This window comes from Testudinibacter aquarius, from assembly GCF_004342725.1.
GTDB lineage: Bacteria > Pseudomonadota > Gammaproteobacteria > Enterobacterales > Pasteurellaceae > Chelonobacter > Chelonobacter aquarius.
In genome coordinates, this window is record NZ_SMCP01000003.1 from 229,617 (window position 1) to 251,796 (window position 22,180).

A 22,180-nucleotide genomic window follows, 5' to 3' on the forward strand; every position below is an offset into this window, starting at 1 on the left:
ATTATTCTCCTTTCCCATGTGGATCGAGTGGTTTTTGCAGTTCTTCATCGTCCTCTTCCGTATTTGGCCCGACCCCAATGTAATGTGCGGCAGAAGCAATTGCCAACGCACCCATCGCCATGCCCGCCAGCGGTTTCAACATACCTTTCCACAGACTGACGACCGGGCTGATTGACGGATCTTTCGGTAAACCGGAATACAACTCCGGTTTATCGGCATGGTGCAACACATACATCACATGCGTACCGCCGACGCCTTGCGGATCGTACAAACCGGCGTTTTCATAACCGCGTGCTTTCAAATCAGCTACTCGGGTCTCTGCATACTGCTTCATGGACTCCTTGCTGCCGAAATGGATTGCGCCGGTCGGACAAGTCTTGACGCATGCCGGCTCTTGCCCGACATTAACGCGATCGGAACAGAGCGTACATTTGTAAGCACGGTTGTCTGCTTCGTTAATACGCGGAATATTGAACGGACAACCGGCAATACAATAACCGCAACCGATACATTTATCCGATTGGAAATCCACAATCCCGTTAGCATATTGAATGATCGCTCCCGGTGACGGACAGGCTTTCAAGCAGCCCGGTTCTGCGCAGTGCATGCAGCCGTCTTTGCGGATCAACCATTCCAGACGATCATTCTCTTCCACTTCATTGAACTTCATCACCGTCCAAGATTTGGCGGTTAAATCAATCGGGTTATCGTAAATCCCGATACACGTACCGGGTTTATCACGCAAATCATTCCATTCGGAACACGCCACCTGACAGGCTTTACAGCCGATACAGGCACTGACATCGATCAGTTTTGCTACTTCGACTTTATGATCCCGCGTCTGTGGCGGCGGGGTCAGGGACGAAGTCGCAGAGGCTTTAATAATATCTTGAGTTTGAACTGCCATATTAAGCCCCCGTCACTTTTTCAATGTTCACCAAGAAGGTTTTATATTCTGGTGTTTGTGTATTGGCATCGCCGACACTTGGTGTCAAGTTATTGGCAAAGAAGCCTTTTTTGCCCACACCGGCAAAGCCCCAGTGAATTGGCACACCGATGGTATGAATGGTTTTACCATCCACTTCCAGCTCTTTCACCCGCTTGGTCACCACCGCAACGGCTTTGATATAACCCCGTTTGGAGAACACTTTCACCGTATCGCCATTGTTGATACCCTTCTCTTTTGCCAGCACCTCGCCCATTTCGATAAACTGCTCAGGCTGAGCAATCACATTTAACAAGGCATTTTTGGTCCAATAGTGGAAATGCTCAGTTAAGCGGTAAGTGGTCGCTACGTAAGGGAATTCATCCGCACTGCCCATAGTTTTCTTATCGTTTGGCAAAATACGTGCCGCCGGATTGTGAATCACCTTCGGATGCAGCGGATTGGTGCCGATCGGACTTTCAATCGGTTCGTAATGTTCCGGGAACGGACCTTCCGCCATTTTATCAATCGCAAACAGACGGCTAACCCCTTCCGGCTGCATGATAAACGGACTGATATTGCTGCCCGGAGGCGCAGTGGTGTAATCGGCAATATCGGTGTAGTTCCAGTTTTTGCCGTTCCACTTCACCAATTGACGGGTCGGATCCCAAGGATTGCCCTGGCGATCGGCAGAAGCACGGTTATAGATCACCCGACGGTTCAACGGCCATGCAAACGCCCAATTCAAGGTATTGCCCAAGCCTGATGGGTCAGAATTATCACGCCGTGCCATCATATTGCCCTGCTCCGTCCATTGACCGGTGTAGATCCAACAGCCGGACGAGGTGGTGCCATCGTCACGCAATTGTGCAAAACTGGACAGCAGTTCGCCTTTTTTAACCAGCACGTTGCCGTTTTCATCCAGCAAATCTTCTAAGGCATAACCGTTATTTTCTTTTGCCAGTTCAGCCGGCAGCGGTTCTAACGGATTACGATAGTTCCATTGCATCGCTTGCAACGGCTCAATTCCCTGACCACCCTCTTTTTGGTACAGGTGTAACAGGTATTCGCGCAGTTCGGATAAAATTTCCACATCCGGTTTAGCTTCTTGCGGCGCATCATTACCTTTCCAGTGCCATTGCAACCAACGACCGGAGTTGGCAATCGAGCCGTCTTCTTCGGTAAAGCAGGTCGTCGGCAAGCGGAATACTTCAGTTTGAATAGAGGCAGTGTCCACATCGTTATATTCGCCGTAGTTCTGCCAGAAATCCGAGGTATCGGTTTTGAGCGGATCAAAAATCACCAGATATTTCAACTTGCTCAGTGCAGTCATCATTTTCGCCCGGTTCGGATAAGAAGCTATCGGGTTAAAGCCCTGGCACAGATAGCCATTAACTTTACCTTCAAACATCATATCGATGTAGCGGAAATGATCATAAGCGCCATCAATTTTCGGCAGGTAGTGATAACCGAATTCATTGTCTTTCGTCGCTTTGTCGCCGTAGAAGGTTTTGAGCAAACTAATAAAGAATTTCGGGGTGTTTTTCCAATAGTTAACCTGATCTTTCTGGGTCAATTTTGGTGTAATCCGAGTTAAAAACGCTTCCAAAGACGCATCTTTATCGGTCGGCAACGGCATATAACCGGTCAACATATTCGGGAACAAGCCGAGATCGGTAATCCCTTGTACGTTAGAGTGGCCACGCAACGCATTCACGCCACCGCCGGCAACTCCAATATTGCCTAACAGCAATTGGATCATCGCCATGGTACGAATATTTTGCGAACCGACCGTATGTTGGGTCCAGCCCAACGCATATAAGAAAGTAGCGTTTTTGTCCCGTGCTGCCGTTTTGGCAATCTCTTCACAGAAATGCAGGAAATCTTTTTGCTTAGTGCCGCAAATTCGCTCTACCATTTCCGGAGTATAGCGAGAAACGTGCGCTTTCAACAAGTTGATGACACAACGTGGATCCTGCAAAGTCGGGTCTTGTTTGGCAAAACCTTCTTCGTCAAATTGATAGTTCCAAGTCGATTTATCGTACTGGTGCTTCTCTTCGTTATAGCCGGTAAACAGTCCGTCTTCAAACTGAAAACCTTCATTCACTAAATAGCTGGCATTGGTGTATTGCTGCACATATTCGTGCTGAATTTTATCGTTATCCAACAAATATTTGATAACACCGGATAAAAACGCAATATCAGTGCCGGAACGAATCGGTGAATAGAAATCTGCGACTGCTGCGGTACGGTTGAAGCGCGGATCGACCACCATCAACTTCGCCCCACGGCGTTTTTTCGCTTCGATAACCCAACGGAAACCGACAGGATGTGCTTCAGCGGCATTACCGCCCATCACGATAACCAAATCGGCATTGGCAATATCAACCCAGTGATTTGTCATGGCACCGCGACCAAATGATGGAGCAAGACTTGCTACCGTTGGTCCGTGTCAGATACTCGCTTGGTTGTTAATGGCAATCATGCCGAGCGCACGCGCCCATTTTTGGCTGAGTAATCCGGTTTCGTTGCTGGAAGCCGATGCCATCAACATCCCGGTCGACAACCAGCGGTTGACCGGCAACCCATCAGCGTTAGTCGGAATAAAATTGGCATCACGGTCATCTTTCATCAGGCGGGCGATACGCTCATAGGCTTCTTCCCAACTGATGCGAGTCCACTCTTTTGCCCCCGGCGCACGGTATTCCGGATACTGCACCCGGCGTTCACTGTTGACATAATCCAATGCGCCGGCGCCTTTCGGGCACAACGCCCCACGGCTGACCGGGTGATCCGCATCGCCTTCGATGTGAACCAGTTTTTCACGGGCGTTCATTGCCCCGTCGCCCAAGCTGTATAGCAACATGCCACAGCCTACGGCACAGTAAGTACAGGTGTTACGGGTTTCGCGTGCGCGTAAAAGTTTATACGAGCGCGGCGCAGCAAGTGCGGTTGCCGGCGCAAAACCCAATGCGGCAGCGGTTGTCCCTGCCATGCTTCCTGCACAAACTTTAAAGAATTTTCTTCTGCTGAGTTGCATAAGAACTCCTCAAAATTGTGAGAGATAGAGTAAAATAATCATTCGTTTTTTCAGTTGTAACGGAAATGTAAAATAAGTTACATTTCAAGCGTAGCTTACTCTTGTTCCACGCGCCGTGCAATATACAAAATCAGTTTATATAATCCAGATCAATGTGATATAACGTAATTTTGTGAGTTATATCAAAATTAGTATAATTTACCCATTTATGATTAGAGGGAAATATGTCGTCAACCTTGTGCCAAAGAGCGGTTATGCAATTTAATTGCCACGATAATGCCACTGAAAAACCGTCACATTGGCTGCAAAAACAAGATATTTTAGCCAATGAAGTGCCGGTCGCTCTGGTGTATAACGGCATTGCGCACACGGTGATGATGTGCAGTCCCGCTGATTTGAAGGATTTCGCGCTGGGTTTTTCCCTTGCCGAAGGCATTATCGACCAGCCAAGCGAGATTTATTCGCTTGAGGTAGTGGTCGTCAGCAACGGCATTGAAGTGCAAATTGAAATGGCAAGCCGTTGTTTTATGGCGTTAAAAGAGAAACGACGCACCCTTGCCGGACGCACCGGATGCGGTTTATGCGGAGTGGAACAATTACAGCACGTCACCCGTCCGCTGCAACCGCTCGACCGCACTTTGCAATTTGACTTAACCAAACTCAACGGCTGCTTGCAACAGCTGCAACAAGCGCAACAGTTGGCGCAACAAAGCGGCGCCACCCATGCCGCTGCATTTTTTAATTTACATGGTGAACTGTTGGCAATCCGTGAAGATGTTGGTCGTCATGTGGCGCTGGATAAATTACTCGGTTGGCATGCTAAAGAGAAGCAAAAGTGCGGTCAGCTGCAAGGTGTTGTCTTAGTCACTAGCCGAGCCAGTTACGAAATGGTGCAAAAAAGTGTCGCCTGCGGGATTGAAATTTTGATTGCCGTCTCCGCCGCCACCGACTTTGCGGTCAATCTAGCGCAGCAGTACAACCTTTCCCTCGTCGGCTTCGCCCGCGAAAATCGGGCGACGGTGTATTCCAGGCGGGAAAGGTTTGTAATTTAATCCCTTTTTCGACCGCACTTTTGCTACAATACCATTCAACTTCATCTATTAAAAAAGTGATCATTTATGACAGCCAAAATTGCCGATAACCCCCTTGTCCTTGTGGACGGTTCTTCCTATCTTTACCGTGCCTTTCACGCCTTTCCGCCATTGACCAACTCGCTGGGTGAGCCGACCGGGGCGATGTATGGGGTGTTGAATATGCTGAAAAGCCTGATTGCCCAAGCCAATCCACGCTATTTGGCGGTGGTGTTTGATGCCAAAGGCAAGACCTTTCGTGATGAACTGTTCGAGCAGTACAAATCGCACCGTCCGCCGATGCCGGACGATTTACGCAAGCAGATTCAACCGTTGCACAGCATGATTAAAGCGTTGGGCATTCCGCTGTTGGTGATTGACGGCGTGGAGGCGGACGATGTAATTGGCACGCTCGCCGTGCGTGCGTCAAAGTGCGGTCAGAAAGTGTTGATCAGCACCGGCGATAAAGATATGGCGCAGTTGGTAGACGACAACATTATGCTGATCAACACCATGAACAACACCTTATTGGATCGCGATGGTGTGGTGGAGAAATACGGCATTCCGCCGGAGTTGATCATTGATTATCTGGCATTACGCGGTGACAGTTCGGACAATATCCCCGGTGTAGCGGGTGTCGGCGAAAAAACCGCACTTGGGCTGCTGCAAGGCATCGGCAGTATGCAACAGATTTATGCCCACTTGGATCAAGTAGCAGAACTGCCGATTCGTGGTGCGAAAAAGCTGGGCGATAAACTGGCGGAAGCCAAAGAAATTGCCGATCTTTCTTACTTGCTTGCCACGATTAAAACCGATGTTGAGTTGGAAACCACTTACGAGCAACTGACGATGCAAAGCGCACAGACCGATGAGCTGATCGAAGCCTTTGGACGTTATGAATTTAAGCGTTGGTTGAATGAAATCTTGCAAAACGGGGCAAGTTCGGTCACTTCAGGTGAAGTCCAACCCGCAACCTTCAACCGCTATCAGGCAACGCCGACCACCAGCGAAAGTGCGGTTAGCGCGCCTGTTAATGCAGTAGAAGCGGTGCAGATTGACCGCACTTTATATCAAACCATTCTGACTGAAAGCGATTTTGCCCACTGGCTGGAAAAATTGGCGTCGGCAAATTTGATCGCACTGGACACCGAAACTGACAGCCTGAATTATATGCAGGCCAATCTAGTCGGGATTTCGTTCGCCTTGCCCAACGGCGAAGCGGCCTATCTGCCGTTGCAACACCGTTATTTAGATGTGCCGCCACAGTTGGAGCTACAGACCGCACTTGCCGCCTTAAAACCGATTTTGGAAAATCCACAGATTCAAAAAGTCGGACAAAATATCAAATATGACGAAACTATTTTTATCCGCCACGGCATCCAACTGCAAGGTATCGCCTACGACACTATGCTGGAATCCTATACCCTCGACAGCACCGGGCGACACAATATGGACGACTTGGCGCAGCGCTATTTGGGGCACAGTACCATTAGTTTCGAGGAAGTGGCAGGCAAGGGCAAAAACCAGCTGACGTTTGACCAAATTCCAATCGAGCAAGCCGCAGAATATGCGGCGGAAGATGCCGATGTCACCATGAAACTGCACCAAACCTTATGGCAAAAACTGCAAACCGAGCCAACCTTGGTCGAGTTGTTTGAAAAATTGGAAATGCCGCTGGTGTCGGTGTTGTCCAGCATTGAGCGCAACGGTGTGTTGTTGGATAGCGATTTATTATTTGAACAATCAAACCAGATCGGCGTCCGCCTGACGCAACTGGAGCAACAAGCGCACGAGTTGGCGGGTGAGCCGTTTAACCTGGCGTCCACCAAGCAGTTGCAAGAGATTTTATTTAATAAACTGGGTTTACCGATTATCAAAAAAACCCCGAAAGGCGCCCCGTCCACCAATGAAGAGGTGTTGGAAGAGCTAGCTTACGAACATGAACTGCCAAAACTCTTGGTCGAACACCGTGGTTTGAGCAAGTTGAAATCAACCTACACCGATAAACTGCCGTTAATGGTGGATAAAAACAGCGGCAGGGTGCACACCTCTTATCATCAGGCAGTGACAATCACCGGGCGTTTGTCGTCCAGCGATCCGAATCTGCAAAATATCCCGATCCGCACCGAAGAGGGACGCCGCATTCGCAAAGCCTTTATTGCCGCTGAAGGTAATAAAATTATCGCTGCCGACTATTCACAAATCGAATTGCGGATTATGGCGCACCTATCTAATGATGCCGGGCTAAACCGAGCATTTGCTGAAGGACAGGATATTCACCGTGCCACCGCAGCCGAAATTTTTGGCGTCGCTTTGGATCAAGTTACACCGGAGCAGCGCCGCAGCGCCAAAGCGATCAACTTTGGGTTGATCTACGGCATGAGCGCCTTTGGTTTGGCACGCCAGTTGGGCATTGCCCGTGGGCAGGCACAACAATATATCGACCTTTATTTCCAACGCTATCCGGGCGTACAGACGTTCATGCAGGATATTCAACAAAAAGCACGCGAACAGGGCTTCGTCGAAACGCTGTTTAAACGCCGTCTCTACCTGCCGGAAATCAAATCCGCCAATGCGATGCGCCGCAAAGGCGCAGAACGGGTGGCTATCAACGCCCCAATGCAAGGCACCGCCGCGGATATTATCAAACGGGCGATGCTGTTGATCGACAATGAAATCCGCCACAGTGATGAGATCAAAATGATTATGCAGGTACACGATGAACTGGTGTTCGAAGTGCGGTCGGATAAAGTGGATTTTTATGCCGAACGGATTAAAAGCTTGATGGAACAAGCCGCCGAGCTCAGCGTTCCCCTGATTGCCGAAGTGGGCATTGGTGATAATTGGGACGAAGCACATTAGTTGAATTGACGAAAAATCGTGCAAGGGGTAGAGTAAAGAATAATCTCTTTAAAGGAGTTAAGATAGTGGAAACAAAAACAACAGAATATAACAAATTCCTCGCTAAAAAAATTCAACTTGGCGATCAGGCTATCCGTGAAGGACGGACTTATACGGCTGAGCAGGCATATGAAAATGCGATTAGAGCAGCTTTAAGAGCGGCTGAAGATATGAAAAAACATGCTTGAGCTTGAGTATTCTGATATTGCCAATAATGACCTTGAAAATATTATGGCGAATATTACGGAGTTTGTTGGCTTACAAAGTGCGATAAATGTACTTGGTGATATTCAAAAATCAATGGAATTATTGCAGATGACACCTGAAATGGGTGTTGTTGGCGCTATTTTAGGTACACGCGAAATTTATCCTCGGGGTTATCGAGTTGTTTATCGTATTACTGCGAAAAAAATTTTAATTGTAACGATTGTTCATTGTCGCCAACTTTATCCGCCAATTCAAGGAAGTTAAAAAATGGAAGTAGAGACAACAGAATACAAAAAATTTGTTGCGGAGCGGGTTAAAAAATCGAACGAAGATATCAAAAATGGTCGTCTTTTTACTTCTGAAGAATTTTATGAACGTGCAATGAGTGCGATTGCCAACTCCCTCTCCAGCCGCAGCACGACTGACTAATACTTAACCCTGTGCGCTCATCGTGTAGGGTTCTCAATATAAAGATAATAACCATGAAATACAAAAACCTACGCGATTTTATTGACTTGTTGGAGCAGCAAGGCGAGTTGAAGCGAATTTCACAGGCGATTGATCCGCATTTGGAAATGACCGAAATTGCTGACCGCACTTTGCGTTTGGGTGGGCCGGCGTTACTGTTTGAAAACCCGGTCGGTTATGATATGCCGGTGTTATGTAACCTGTTTGGTACGGCACGGCGGGTGGCACTGGGGATGGGGCAAGAGAATGTAACTGCCCTGCGTGATGTCGGCAAATTGCTGGCATTTCTAAAAGAACCGGATCCACCCAAAGGCTTTAAAGACCTGATTGACAAGCTGCCGCAGTTCAAACAGGTACTGAATATGCCGACCAAGGTGCTGGGCAAAGCCGATTGTCAGCAGATTATATGGCAGGGAGAAGATGTCGATCTATATAAGCTACCGATTATGCACTGTTGGCCAGACGATGTGGCACCATTGGTAACGTGGGGCTTAACCATCACCAAAGGACCGCACAAAAAACGGCAGAATTTGGGAATTTATCGCCAACAACTTATTGCAAAAAACAAATTGATTATGCGTTGGCTGTCACATCGCGGCGGGGCATTGGATTTTCAGGAGTGGAAAGAGGCGCATCCTAACCAACCGTTTCCGGTGTCGGTGGCGCTGGGCGCGGATCCGGCGACAATCTTAAGTGCGGTCACCCCAATTCCCGACACCCTGTCGGAATATGCCTTTGCCGGTTTATTGCGTGGTCATAAAAGCGAAGTAGTCAAATCAGTTTCCAATGAATTGGACGTGCCGGCCGGTGCGGAAATCGTGCTGGAAGGCTATATTGATCCAGCTGAAACCGCACTTGAAGGGCCTTACGGCGATCACACCGGTTATTATAACGAACAGGAATATTTTCCGGTGTTCACCGTCACTCACATCACTATGCGGCAAAATCCGATCTACCATTCCACTTATACCGGTCGTCCACCCGATGAACCGGCAGTGTTAGGCGAAGCGTTGAATGAAGTATTTATCCCAATTTTGCAAAAACAGTTCCCTGAAATCGTTGATTTTTACCTGCCGCCCGAAGGTTGTTCCTACCGTTTGGCGGTGGTAACTATCAAAAAACAGTATCCGGGGCACGCCAAACGGGTGATGATGGGAATCTGGTCGTTTCTGCGTCAGTTTATGTACACCAAATTTGTGATTGTATGCGATGATGATATTAACGCCCGTGACTGGAAAGATGTGATTTGGGCAATCACCACCCGCAGCGATCCGGCGCGAGACTGCACTATCGTAGAACACACGCCGATTGACTACCTGGATTTTGCTTCTCCGGTTGCCGGTTTGGGGTCTAAAATGGGGATCGACGCCACCAATAAATGGGTTGGCGAAACGAGCAGAGAATGGGGAGTTCCAATAAGGAAAAAAGAAGAAATAGTGAAAAAAATAGATGAAATATGGGAAAAATTGTCTATTTTTTAGAAAAAATATCGTTTAGAATAAAAATCCTCTTATGGTATAACATTGCCAAGAGGATTTTTTATTACAATTATAAAACCAACAATACTTACACAACACATACTGAAACAAAAAGAAGGTAAATCCATGAGCAATTTAACCACCGTTGATGCTTTTTTAGCACAACTCGCCAAACGTGACGGTCACCAAGCCGAATTCCTGCAAGCCGTAAAAGAAGTCATCACCTCATTATGGCCGTTCCTGCAAAAGAATCCAAAATACGCCTCGCAAAGCTTACTCGAGCGCTTAGTAGAACCTGAACGTGCGATCCAGTTCCGCGTGGCATGGACTGATGATAAAGGACAAGTACAAGTCAACCGCGCTTTCCGCGTGCAATACAACAGTGCAATCGGGCCATACAAAGGCGGCATGCGCTTCCACCCTTCAGTCAACCTCTCAATTTTAAAATTTCTCGGCTTTGAGCAAACCTTTAAAAACGCCTTAACCACATTACCGATGGGCGGCGGAAAAGGCGGCTCGGACTTCGATCCGAAAGGCAAATCCGATGCGGAAGTGATGCGTTTCTGCCAAGCGTTAATGACGGAATTATACCGTCATGTCGGACCAGACACCGATGTACCGGCTGGCGACATTGGCGTAGGCGGACGTGAAGTCGGTTACTTGGCAGGCTACATGAAAAAACTCTCTAACCAAGCCGCCTGTGTGTTTACAGGACGCGGTCTGTCTTTCGGCGGTTCCTTGATTCGCCCGGAAGCTACCGGTTACGGCTTGGTTTACTTCGCACAAGCGATGTTAGCAGAAAAAGGACAATCGTTTGCGGGTAAAACCGTAACGGTATCCGGTTCTGGCAACGTGGCGCAATATGCGATTGAAAAGGCGTTGGAACTGGGCGCAAAAGTGGTGACCTGTTCTGACTCTTCGGGCTATGCCTATGATAAAGACGGTTTCACCACAGAAAAATTGGCTGCGCTGCAAGAGATCAAAGAAGTCAAACGTGGCCGCGTGAAAGATTATGCCGAACAATTCGGTTTAGAATACCATGCTGGCAAACGCCCTTGGGAAGTTAAAGCCGATATTGCTCTGCCTTGCGCTACCCAAAACGAACTGGAATTAGCCGACGCTGAGACCTTGATTGCCAATGGTGTTCAGCTGGTTGCAGAAGGTGCCAATATGCCAACGACTATCGAAGCAACCGATCGTTTATTGGAAGCCGGTGTTCTGTTCGGACCGGGCAAAGCCGCCAACGCCGGTGGTGTCGCCACCTCCGGTTTGGAAATGGCACAAAGCTCGCAGCGTTTATACTGGACCCGCGAAGAGGTGGACGCACAGTTAAAACGTATTATGCTGGATATCCACGCCAACTGTAAAAAATACGGTACAAGCGAAGGCGAAGCCAATATCAACTATGTAGTCGGCGCCAATGTTGCCGGCTTCGTCAAAGTGGCGGATGCCATGCTGGCGCAAGGTGTGTATTAACGAATAAGATAGACCGCACTTTTAACCCATAAAAAACTGAGGAGATGAAAATTTTCTCGGTTTTTTTATTGTGTATCGTATTCAGAATTATGTATTTTGATATAGTAACAATTATTTATCAAACAGTTACCCTCGCTAATCAAGCCACACTTTTCCCTGCAAACTTAGTCATGAAAAATACTGGCTGCTAAATCAAAAGTGCGGTCACTCAATTCGACACAGGCGATCTGAAAAGCGTAAAAAAACTGCTAAAAAAGAATAACCCCCTATTTTCTATTGATAAAAAAAGCGTATAATTCTGCACCATTCGACTTATCTTTTCGTTTCTTTAACGAAAGCGTTTTTGAGCTTTACAGGATCGCATTTTATGTGTCAACTTTTGGGCATGAATTGTAACAGCCCTACCGATATTGTGTTTTCATTTGAGGGTTTTCGCCGCCGCGCAGGAATCACCGACCACCACTCCGACGGCTTTGGTATTGCGTTTTTTGAAGGAAAAGGCGTGCGGGTTTTTCGTGATGACAAGCCATGCAGCTCATCACCGATCGCTGATTGCGTCAAACAATATCACATCAAATCACTAAATGTGATCGCTCACATCCGCAAAGCGACTCAAGGGGTGGTCAATCTGGAGAATACCCATCCGTTTATGCGTGAAATTTGGGGCGAAAACTGGGTGTTTGCGCATAACGGCAACTTGAAAACCATGCCAGATCTGTCCGAAAGTCGTGCGCAGCCGATTGGCAGTACCGATTCCGAAGCTGCATTTTGTTATATGGTGGAAAAACTCAAAGTGCGGTATCACAAAAAACCGAGCGACCAAGAGATTTTTAACGCAGTTTATGACATTGCGGCAGAATTGGGCGAGTTAGGCACATTCAATTTTATCCTCTCTAACGGGCAAATCATGCTGGCGCACTGCTCCACTCATTTGCATTATGTGATGCGCAAAGCCCCGTTCGGCAAAGCGTTCCGCATTGATGACGACGGTGTGATCGACTTCAACGACTTCGCTAAACCAAATGACCGAGTGAATATCATCTCCACTTTTCCACTGACCAAAAATGAAGCGTGGGTCAAAATGGAACACGGCGGCTTTGTGATGTTTAAAGACGGCGAAAAAATCCATGAAGTGGTCGGTGAATATAAACTGATGGAAGATGACGGCACTCAATGCACTCAATCTCGCGTAGCTTAATCTAACTTTTTACTTCATAGCACCGCACTTTAGATTGAATTGTACATTAAATAAAGTGCGGTTACATTATATCGCTTACCCCTTTATGATTTAAATGCTTTAAGCAGTGAATCTAAAATATAATTTTCAATATTGCTATAATTATTTTTGCGTAACCGACATAATGTCACTCGCCAAGGTACCGGATCTTTAATTTTTCGGCAAACATAATCAGAAGCGGGATAAAGTTCAGAAATCGGAAAAGGTAAAATAGTTAATAATGCTTTATTAATTTTAGTCGAATTTAATAGAAAATCCCAAGAGCTCGATTCCAAAATAATATTCGGATAAATATTATACCGTTTGAAGTGCTCGCTTAATTGATGATAAATCATAAATGTTTTATCAAATATCGCCATTTTTTCATTGTGTAAATCTTGCCAGGTCAAAATCTCTTTTTGTGCCAAATGGTGTTCCGGAGAGAAAAACACCGAGAGTTCTGAATGTGAAATCTCAAAAGAATCAATTATATTCTTAGATATCCCTTCTGGATAAAGCAATACTGCCAAATCAATATTTTCTAACAGCAATTCTTTTTTTAATACATATGCACCCTGTTCTTTAATGCTGAAATTAATTGTCGGATTTTCCAAAATAAGATATGGCATAATTTCAGAAAACACCACCGATAAAACCAATGGCGGAATACCGATGGTAATATTACCGGTGATTTGATTAGTGATTTTATGTAAATTTTGATTCATCTCATTATATTTTTCGACAATTTCTTTTGCGTCACGATAATAATTCTCGCCCACATAAGTTAAACCCACTATTTTCCCTTGTGTTCGTTTGAATAACTGTATAGCTTCACGTTTTTCAAATTCATTGATCATCATACTGAGTGCCGGTTGTGAAATATATAAATGCTGTGAGGTACGACTCAAATTAAAATTATTATCCACAATAGCAATAAAATAACGCAGATGCCGTATATCCATACCCTTTCCTCTGTCAACTTACATAACTTCGCCTATGGTATATCAAATTTCTATAAAAAAAATTGATAGATGTCTAAAAAATCAGTATTTCTTTTTCTATTATTTTATTGATATGCTCACTACAGATAATTTAACAAGTATAGAGACAATCACAACATACTGAAAAATAATTAAAATTATGCAATCACCTAGTTCTATAGAGATGGATAGGTATTAGAAATAGTCTGTTCTATATTCTATGGATTTTATACGACATTAATTAATGTATAAATAAAATATATATCATTTGGAGAATTATTATGTCTAAAGTTATTTCTGTTGCAGAGGTAAAGCATCATCTTTTTGATGGAATGAGCATCATGTCAGGCGGTTTTATGGGGATTGGTTCGGCGGAGACCTTAGTCCAGGCTATTTTAGAGGCCGGTACCAAAGATATTACCCTGATTAGTAGCGATACTGCCTTGATCGATACCGGTGTCGGTCCACTCATTGCCAATAATAGAATTAAAAAAGTAATTGCCTCCCATATCGGAACCAATCCAGAAACCGGAAAAAAAATGATTGCCGGTGAAATCGAAGTCGAATTGGTGCCACAGGGTACGTTTGCAGAACGCATTCGTGCAGGCGGTGCCGGTTTAGGCGGAATTTTAACTCCAACCGGCGTTGGCACCGTGGTGGAAGAGGGAAAACAAAAAATACAAATTGATCAGGTCGATTATTTATTGGAACTGCCGCTGAAAGCCGATTTGGCGTTGATTAAAGCCCATACCGCCGATACTGCCGGAAATTTAATCTATGATGGCTCTGCCCGAAATTTCAATCCGTTGATGGCGTTGGCTTGCAAAACCGTGATTGTCGAGACCGACTATTTGGTGGAAGTAGGAGAATTGGAACCGAATCACATCATCACGCCGGCAACCTTGGTGGACTATATTGTTTTGAAACCCGCACTTTGACCCGTCAAGTGACGCTTTAAAAAAGGAAAAGGATATGAATGCAAAAGAATTAATTGCACGCCGTATTGCAATGGAATTAAAAGACGGTGATGTCGTCAATTTGGGAATCGGCTTGCCAACGATGGTGGCCAATTATCTGCCTGCGGATGTGAACATCACCTTGCAGTCAGAAAATGGTTTCTTGGGCTTAACCGCATATGATCCGGAAAATGCCAACCCCAATATCGTGAATGCCGGCGGGCAGCCTTGTTCAATTAAGGCTGACGGCGCGTTTTTTGATAGCGGGTTTTCTTTCGCCCTTATCCGCGGCGGACATGTTGATGCCTGCGTATTGGGCGGCTTGGAAGTTGATCAGGAAGCGAATCTTGCCAATTGGATGGTGCCGGGAAAAATGGTGCCGGGTATGGGAGGAGCAATGGATCTCGTCACCGGCTCGCGTAAAGTCATCATCGGCATGGAGCATTGTGCTAAATCGGGTTCTTCAAAAATTCTCAAAAAATGCACCCTACCTTTAACAGCAAAAAATAAAGTGCATATGGTCGTGACCGAGTTGGCGGTTTTTAGCTTTATTGATGGCAAATTAACCTTACAAGAACATGCACCTAACGTAGATTTGGCAACCATTAAAGCCAAGACCGACGCCGAATTTGTTGTGGCAGACGATTTTAAGCAGATGATGATTAATCATTAATTTTTGCCATTGAGCATAATCAACAGAACAAAAAGGAACTCAATATGGAAAATATTGTTATTGTCAGCGCCGTCAGAACACCGATTGGCAGCTTTAACGGCGCCCTTGCTACCGTAAGTGCGGTTGATCTCGGCGCTTTGGTGATCAAAGAAGTGTTACAGCGGGCAAATGTTGCTGCCGATCAAGTTGATGAAGTGATTATGGGCAATGTGCTGCAAGCCGGCCTGGGACAGAACCCGGCACGGCAAGCCGCTTTAAAAGCAGGTATTTATCAGCAAGCCCCCTCGCTCACAATTAATAAAGTGTGCGGCTCAGGCTTAAAAAGCGTGGTATTAGGGGCTCAGGCTATTCGTAGTGGTGATGCCGATATTGTCGTGGTCGGCGGCATGGAAAATATGAGTCAAGCGCCTTACCTGCTGAGCAGCAAAGTGCGGTTGGGCGCCAGAATGGGCAATTTAACCTTGCAGGATAGCATGATTGAAGACGGCTTAACTTGCGCGATTAACCATTATCACATGGGAATCACTGCAGAGAATATCGCCGAACATTATGGCATTACTCGTCAGCAGCAAGATGAATTTGCCTTACGTTCGCAAACACTGGCTTCACAGGCGGTTCAAGCCGGTGTGTTCGATGCAGAAATTATTCCGGTAAGCGTAAAAACGCGTAAGGGTGAGAAGGTGTTCAATCGTGACGAACACCCTAAATTCGACACTACCCTTGAACAACTTGCCGCATTGAAACCCGCATTTAAAAAAGAAGGCAGCGTGACGGCGGGCAATGCTTCCGGCCTTAACGACGGTGCCGCCGCCTTGTTGCTCATGAGTGAAAGTAAAGCCGCTGAATTAGGATTGCAGCCGTTAGCCCGCATCCGCAGTTATGCCAGCGTAGGCAATGATCCTGCCGTGATGGGATTAGGGCCGGTCCAAGCAACACAAGCTGCCCTGCAAAAAGCCAATCTGACGTTGGCAGAGATTGATCTTGTCGAAGCCAACGAAGCCTTTGCCGCTCAATTTTTAGGCGTAGGAAAAACATTACTCTTTGATCTGGAAAAAACCAATATCCACGGCGGCGCCATTGCACTAGGGCACCCGATTGGTGCCAGCGGCGCACGTATTTTAGTGACATTGTTGTACGGCATGCAGGCAAAACAAGCCAAATTAGGGTTGGCAACATTATGTATTGGCGGAGGGCAAGGGATTTCAATGGTGGTTGAGCGTCTCTAGTTTTTCTCTTTTATCGGTAATAATCTGATTAATAATAACAAGTTGAGGTTAAAAATGATTGATGTAAATGGAAAAGTTGCTGTCATTACGGGTTCTGCCAGTGGTATCGGCTTGCATATGGCAAAAAAATTTTTGGCAAACGGTGCGAAAGTGGTCATTAGTGATGTGAATGAAGAAGCATTGGCGGCACGGCTGCAAGAGTTAAATCATCCGAACCTGTTGGCGGTGAAAACGGATGTCACGAAAGAAGCTGAGATTGAAAACTTAATTTCAACTGCGCATAAGCATTTCGGTAGACTGGATATTTTTGTCAACAATGCCGGTATTCAGCATGTCGCATCGATAGAGGATTTCCCGACCGAAAAATTCGATTTGATGATCCAAATTATGTTGCGCGCATCCTTCCTTACGATTAAGCACTGCCTGCCGATTATGAAAGCGCAAAAATTCGGACGCATTATCAACGTATCGTCCATCAACGGTTTAGTCGGTTTTGCCGGTAAGGTAGCCTATAACGCCGCTAAGCACGGGATCATAGGAATCACTCGGGTCGCTGCGCTGGAATGTGCCAAAGACGGCGTTACCGTCAATGCGATTTGTCCTGGGTATATCGAAACGCCGTTGGTGCTGAATCAAATGAAAGATTTAGCCAAAACCCGCAACGTTAGTCTGGAAAATGTGTTGGAAGAAGTGTTGTATCCACTGATTCCGCAAAAAACATTAATTGATATCGACGATATTGCCAGCTTGGTTCTGTTTGCCTCCAGCCCTTGCGCCAAACACATCACCGGCACAAACCTAGTGATTGATGCCGGTTATACCGCACAATAATCAACGTAAACTGACCAAAGCCGATTTCAGGGATGACATCGGCTTTTCTCGAGCGATAATTTTATTTCTGTATTGATAGACAGGAGAATGAATATGTTAGGAATCCTGCTTGGTCTAACGATCATCATTGTATTGGCTTTTTGGGGCTGGTCGATTATTTGGGTCGCCCCAATAGCCGCCGGTGTTGTCGCATTATTTGGCGGATTAGACTTATTAACGGCTTATACCGGTGATTACATGAGTGGTTTCGTCGGTTTTGCCAAAACCTGGTTTCCCATCTTTATGCTGGGCGCAATCTTTGGCAAATTGATGGAAGTCACTTCAATGGCAAACGCCATTGCGCAAACCATTAGCAAATGGCTGGGAGCAAAACGCGCGATTTTGGCGGTGGTTGTCGCCTGTTCGATTCTTACCTATGGTGGCGTCAGCCTGTTTGTGGTTGTTTTTGCCGTTTATCCACTCGGTGTTGCACTGTTCCGCCAAGCCAATATCTCCCGCCAACTTTTGCCGGGCACTATTGCCTTGGGCGCATTCACCTACACCATGACCGCCATTCCTGGTACGCCGCAAATTCAAAATTTAATTCCGACCCACTATTTCCATACCACACCTGCCGCCGCACCATTAATGGGTGCCGTATCGGCACTGATTATGGCAGTACTAGGATACTATTGGCTGGTTTATCGTGAAACCGCACTTCGTAACAAAGGATTAGTGTTTATTGAACCAGAATCCACACAAACTGTCCGAACCGAAGATGAAGAGAATTTAGCAAAAGCCTCATCAGACCAGACAAAAACAGTCGTTAACCCAATAAAAAATAGTAGACCCAATTTCTGGCTCTCTATGTTGCCGCTAATTTCTGTTGTTGTCGCACTAAACGTAGTCAAGTTATCCATAATAATTGCCTTGCTTATCGGGATTATCCTGATTTTAGTCCTGAGTGCCGCACAATATAAAAGCTTTATTAAAGCCATTAACGAAGGGGCAAACGGCTCGGTGCTGGCGATTGTCAACACCTCGGCAGCCGTTGGCTTTGGTTCCGTGGTGAAAGCCGTTCCCGGATTTGCAGCACTATCTGATTTTCTGTTGAATATCAAAGGTTCGCCTCTGATTTCCGAAGCGGTATCTGTCACCGCACTTGCCGGAGCAACCGGTTCCGCCAGCGGCGGCATGGGAATTGCACTGGAAAGTTTGGGGCAAAAGTATTATGAATTGGCAATGGCTCAGGGTTTAAATATCGAACATTTCCATCGTGTTGCTTCCATTGCTTCCGGCGGGCTGGATACCTTGCCGCATAACGGAGCCGTTTTAACGTTGTTAGTGATTACCGGCATGAGCCACCGCCAAAGCTACTTTGATATTGCCATGGTATCACTCGTGATCCCGACCGTCTCTTTGATTACGGTTATCGGCTTGGCCAGCCTCGGCATCGTATAATCCCCATTTGGCATGGCGATAGCGGATTCGCCATGCCGATCAATTTGTGAGCGAAGTATCATTTTCTCGCTCACTCTCCTATAAATTCTTCTATTTTGTGATCCACATCTTGAAACAAATCATTAACAACTATTGCTCATTTTTTTAACTTAATATAGGGTAATACCGTCCGTTTTTAATTTCAGCGATCGTTTGCTTTCTTTCGCTTCCTGTAACATTCCCTGCGACATCGTTAAGAGGAACGCCGATTATGCAACACTTTGATTCCGTATTAAAAGAAAACCGTATTTTTAAGCCAAGTGATGATTTCCGACAAGCTGCCAATATCGGGCAATTGGAGGATTACCAAAATCTGTGGGAATTTGCCGATAAAGATTATTTACAGTATTGGGCAGATTTAGCACGTGATTTGATCAGTTGGAAAAAACCGTTTATGACGATTTTTGACGACAGCAATGCCCCATTTTATAAGTGGTTCCCCGACGGCAAGCTTAATGTATCCTACAACTGTTTGGATCGCCATCTGCCTGATAAAGGCAATAAAACCGCACTTATCTTTGAATCCGACTTCGGGCAGGTCAGCAGCTTTAGCTATGCCCAATTGCATAATCGAGTATGCCGTTTTGGCAATGCGCTGCGTGAATTGGGCATCGGCAAGGGCGACCGAGTGGTCATCTATATGCCGATGCTGGTCGAGGCCGTAATTGCGATGCAAGCCTGCGCTCGAATCGGGGCGGTGCATTCCGTGGTATTTGGTGGCTTTTCCGCCGGTGCGTTGCGCGATCGCATCGAAGATGCCGGCGCTAAATTGGTGATCACCGCCAACGGCGGGCTACGCGGTGGCAAGATTATTCCGTTGAAAGAGACTGTTGACGAAGCGTTGGATATGGGCTGTCCGACAGTAGAAAATGTGGTGGTGTATTACCGCTTGAATATTGACACCGCTTGGCGCAACGGGCGCGATTTATGGTGGCACGAGTTATCGAAACACCAGCCGGAGTTTTGCGAACCAGAGTGGATGAATTCTGAAGATCCGCTATTTATTCTGTACACCTCAGGCTCCACCGGCAAACCGAAAGGTATTGTGCACAGCAGCGCCGGCTATTTGCTGGGGGCGATCAATACTTTCCGCAACGTCTTTGATAATAAACCAAATGATGTTTATTGGTGCACCGCTGATGTGGGTTGGATCACCGGACACTCCTATGTCTGTTATGGCCCATTGGCAAATGGCGCGACACAGGTGATTTATGAAGGTGTACCGAGCTATCCGGATCCCGGCCGGATTTGGCGGATAATTCAGCGGCATAAAATCAATGTGTTTTACACCTCCCCTACTTTGATCCGCTCTTTAACCCGGGTTGGCGACTGGATTCCGAACAAATATGATCTCTCTTCATTGCGCTTGCTCGGCAGCGTCGGTGAACCGATCAACCCATCCGCATGGATGTGGTTGTATGAGGTCATCGGCAAAGAGCGCTGTCCGATTGTCGACACCTGGTGGCAGACCGAAACCGGCTCGATTATGTTGTCACCACTTCCCGGTATCAACTCGATGAAGCCGGGCTCTTGTGCCTTACCGTTACCGGGTATTATGGCGGACGTAGTCGATGAAACCGGGCAAAGAATCAGCGGACAAAGCGGCGGGCTCTTAGTGATTAAGCGCCCATTCCCGTCGATGCTACGCACAATTTGGAATGACGACAAACGCTACCAAGCCACCTACTTCCCAGCGGAGTTGGGCGGAAAATACTATGTCGCCGGTGACTCGGCACACCGCGACGAAGACGGCTATTTCTGGATTTTGGGTCGCACCGATGATGTGCTGAACGTATCCGGACACCGCTTAGGCACGATGGAAATCGAATCAGCGTTGGTGGCTAATCCGCAAGTTGCCGAAGCAGCTGTGGTCGGCAGACCAGATGAAATCAAAGGTGAGGCTGTGGTAGCGTTTGTCGTGCTGAATACCGCACTTCCGGAAGGACAAGAAGCGCGCGATTTGGCGGAACAGCTGAAACAGTGGGTCTCAAAAGAGATCGGCAAAATCGCCCGTCCGGAAGATATCCGCTTCGCCGAAAACTTACCAAAAACCCGCTCCGGCAAAATTATGCGCCGCTTACTGCGTTCGATTGCCAAAAACGAGGTCATCACCCAAGATGTCTCCACCTTGGAAAACCCACAAATTATCGGACAACTGCAACGGCAAGTGTTGTAGTTGCTAAATTAGAAAGAGCGGTTTATAAAACGTAATACTATTAAAACTGAATAACAACCTAATCATCCAATCATGCTTTTTATGATTGGATGATTTTATGCTTATGGAATATAGCCATTTTTACTACATTTTTGGCTCAACTTATTTTAAATTTAATTTTTTCCTAAAATCATCGGAAGCCTGCATAATATGATTTAGCAAATCTTCAACCGCCCAGCATTTCACTAATAATTCATCTTTCATCACACGAGAATTATAGTGCTTGAATGTACCAATTTTGGTATGCATAAATTTCGCAATATTCGGATAACCGAAACTTTCTGCTGCGCCAGAAATCGCTAGAAAATGGGCTAATTCTTGAATAATTGGTTCTTGGCTATCTTTGTGTTTATAAAGATAAGCATATAAATCGGGATGAATATTATTAAATACCCCGGAAAAACCTTGCGAACCGGCTTTCATCGCCTCAAAGGCAATGGCGGCATTGGCATTAACAATTTTTAAATTGCTGTTTTTGGTTAATTCAACACGTCTTTTCACCGTTTCTAAATCACAGGAGACATCTTTCAGCACCAGCATATTGTCAAAACCGGCAAAATAACTGATCTCTTCATCGGTTAATAAGCGACGATAAGGCGCTGGACACTCATATAAACCTAATTTGATGTCCTTTGGTAAACGTACCAATAGCTGTTCAAAATGTTGTTTTAATGCAGCCGTTCCCTGATTATTCACGTCTAAACGATTCGTAATCAAGATCACAGCGTCAACGCCTGTATGATAGATTGCGGTTAACTCTTCCACTTGATCATCGAGGTTATCACTGATGTGCGCCGATGCCACAACAGGAATACGATTATTGGTTTGCTGTAAAACGGTTTCTGTAATTTTGATCCGCTCTTGCAAACTTAAAAACTGAATTTCACTGGATTGACAAGCCGCAAATAACGTATCCGCCCCGTTATCAATATACCAATCGGTAAGGCGACGTAATCCGTCATAATCAATTTCATTGTTTGCGTGGAATGGCGTGAGCATAACAGGGATAATACCTTGAAGTTGTTGCATGATAATAACC

The 22,180-nt window shown here is 46.2% G+C and carries 18 protein-coding genes; 14 read left to right on the top strand and 4 right to left on the bottom strand.

Features of this window, described 5'->3' with window-relative positions; all coding sequences use genetic code 11:
• Nucleotide 1: 1 nt before the first annotated feature.
• Together fdxH and fdnG are read right to left on the bottom strand one after the other, a co-directional pair.
• Nucleotides 2-907 carry a formate dehydrogenase subunit beta gene (fdxH, locus tag EDC16_RS04560; protein ID WP_132965864.1) on the bottom strand — a complete coding sequence of 302 codons (906 nt, stop codon included), beginning with the start codon at nt 905-907 and terminating at the stop codon, nt 2-4.
• Between the two features lies 1 nt (nt 908).
• Complete coding sequence (fdnG, locus tag EDC16_RS04565) at nt 909-3,965, bottom strand: formate dehydrogenase-N subunit alpha (protein WP_139690358.1); 3,057 nt, start codon at nt 3,963-3,965, stop codon at nt 909-911.
• Nucleotides 3,966-4,219: 254 nt separating this feature from the next.
• On the opposite strand from fdnG, the gene fdhD reads away from it, so the two are divergent.
• The 8 genes from fdhD (at nt 4,220) to EDC16_RS04600 (ending at nt 12,763) form a co-directional block, all read left to right on the top strand.
• Nucleotides 4,220-5,017, top strand: a complete 798-nt coding sequence (fdhD, locus tag EDC16_RS04575) for a formate dehydrogenase accessory sulfurtransferase FdhD (RefSeq protein WP_332835431.1) — start codon at nt 4,220-4,222, stop codon at nt 5,015-5,017.
• A 66-nt stretch (nt 5,018-5,083) separates the two neighbouring features.
• A complete protein-coding gene (gene polA, locus EDC16_RS04580) occupies nt 5,084-7,897 on the top strand; it encodes a DNA polymerase I (protein WP_132965872.1) in 2,814 nt (937 codons plus the stop codon).
• A 65-nt stretch (nt 7,898-7,962) separates the two neighbouring features.
• Nucleotides 7,963-8,124 (top strand): hypothetical protein, encoded by a 162-nt coding sequence (locus EDC16_RS12665; protein ID WP_157330477.1) that lies wholly within the window; start codon nt 7,963-7,965, stop codon nt 8,122-8,124.
• The gene (locus EDC16_RS04585) at nt 8,117-8,407 is read left to right on the top strand and encodes a type II toxin-antitoxin system RelE/ParE family toxin (protein WP_132965874.1); all 291 of its coding nucleotides are present in this window, start codon (nt 8,117-8,119) and stop codon (nt 8,405-8,407) included. The genes EDC16_RS12665 and EDC16_RS04585 overlap by 8 nt, the downstream gene beginning before the upstream one ends.
• Before the next feature lie 3 nt (nt 8,408-8,410).
• On the top strand, nt 8,411-8,572 hold the full coding sequence (locus EDC16_RS12670) for a hypothetical protein (protein WP_157330475.1): 162 nt from the start codon (nt 8,411-8,413) through the stop codon (nt 8,570-8,572).
• A gap of 53 nt (nt 8,573-8,625) precedes the next feature.
• On the top strand, nt 8,626-10,092 hold the full coding sequence (ubiD, locus tag EDC16_RS04590; RefSeq protein WP_132965876.1) for a 4-hydroxy-3-polyprenylbenzoate decarboxylase: 1,467 nt from the start codon (nt 8,626-8,628) through the stop codon (nt 10,090-10,092).
• Between the two features lie 123 nt (nt 10,093-10,215).
• A complete protein-coding gene (gdhA, locus tag EDC16_RS04595; RefSeq protein ID WP_132965878.1) occupies nt 10,216-11,565 on the top strand; it encodes an NADP-specific glutamate dehydrogenase in 1,350 nt (449 codons plus the stop codon).
• Nucleotides 11,566-11,932: 367 nt separating this feature from the next.
• Complete coding sequence (locus EDC16_RS04600) at nt 11,933-12,763, top strand: class II glutamine amidotransferase (protein WP_132965880.1); 831 nt, start codon at nt 11,933-11,935, stop codon at nt 12,761-12,763.
• A gap of 83 nt (nt 12,764-12,846) precedes the next feature.
• Here the strand turns inward: EDC16_RS04600 and EDC16_RS04605 are convergent, their stop codons facing one another.
• Nucleotides 12,847-13,743: a LysR family transcriptional regulator gene (locus tag EDC16_RS04605; protein ID WP_132965882.1), complete on the bottom strand. Its 897-nt coding sequence runs from the start codon at nt 13,741-13,743 to the stop codon at nt 12,847-12,849.
• A gap of 299 nt (nt 13,744-14,042) precedes the next feature.
• Here EDC16_RS04605 and atoD point away from each other — a divergent pair, with 299 nt between their 5' ends.
• The 6 genes from atoD (at nt 14,043) to acs (ending at nt 21,102) form a co-directional block, all read left to right on the top strand.
• On the top strand, nt 14,043-14,699 hold the full coding sequence (gene atoD / locus EDC16_RS04610; protein WP_132965884.1) for an acetate CoA-transferase subunit alpha: 657 nt from the start codon (nt 14,043-14,045) through the stop codon (nt 14,697-14,699).
• Nucleotides 14,700-14,733: 34 nt separating this feature from the next.
• Nucleotides 14,734-15,390, top strand: coding sequence for a 3-oxoacid CoA-transferase subunit B (locus EDC16_RS04615; protein ID WP_132965886.1), 657 nt, complete (start codon nt 14,734-14,736; stop codon nt 15,388-15,390).
• A gap of 44 nt (nt 15,391-15,434) precedes the next feature.
• Nucleotides 15,435-16,616 (top strand): acetyl-CoA C-acetyltransferase, encoded by a 1,182-nt coding sequence (locus EDC16_RS04620; RefSeq protein ID WP_132965888.1) that lies wholly within the window; start codon nt 15,435-15,437, stop codon nt 16,614-16,616.
• 54 nt (nt 16,617-16,670) lie between these two features.
• On the top strand, nt 16,671-17,447 hold the full coding sequence (locus EDC16_RS04625) for a 3-hydroxybutyrate dehydrogenase (RefSeq protein WP_132965890.1): 777 nt from the start codon (nt 16,671-16,673) through the stop codon (nt 17,445-17,447).
• A 93-nt stretch (nt 17,448-17,540) separates the two neighbouring features.
• Nucleotides 17,541-18,887: a GntP family permease gene (locus tag EDC16_RS04630; RefSeq protein WP_132965892.1), complete on the top strand. Its 1,347-nt coding sequence runs from the start codon at nt 17,541-17,543 to the stop codon at nt 18,885-18,887.
• Between the two features lie 250 nt (nt 18,888-19,137).
• Entirely contained in the window at nt 19,138-21,102 is a 1,965-nt protein-coding gene (gene acs / locus EDC16_RS04635) for an acetate--CoA ligase (protein WP_132965894.1), read from the top strand.
• Between the two features lie 141 nt (nt 21,103-21,243).
• On the opposite strand, the gene EDC16_RS04640 is transcribed toward acs, so the two are convergent.
• Nucleotides 21,244-22,170, bottom strand: coding sequence for a dihydrodipicolinate synthase family protein (locus EDC16_RS04640; protein WP_132965896.1), 927 nt, complete (start codon nt 22,168-22,170; stop codon nt 21,244-21,246).
• Between the last annotated feature and the right edge of the window lie 10 nt (nt 22,171-22,180).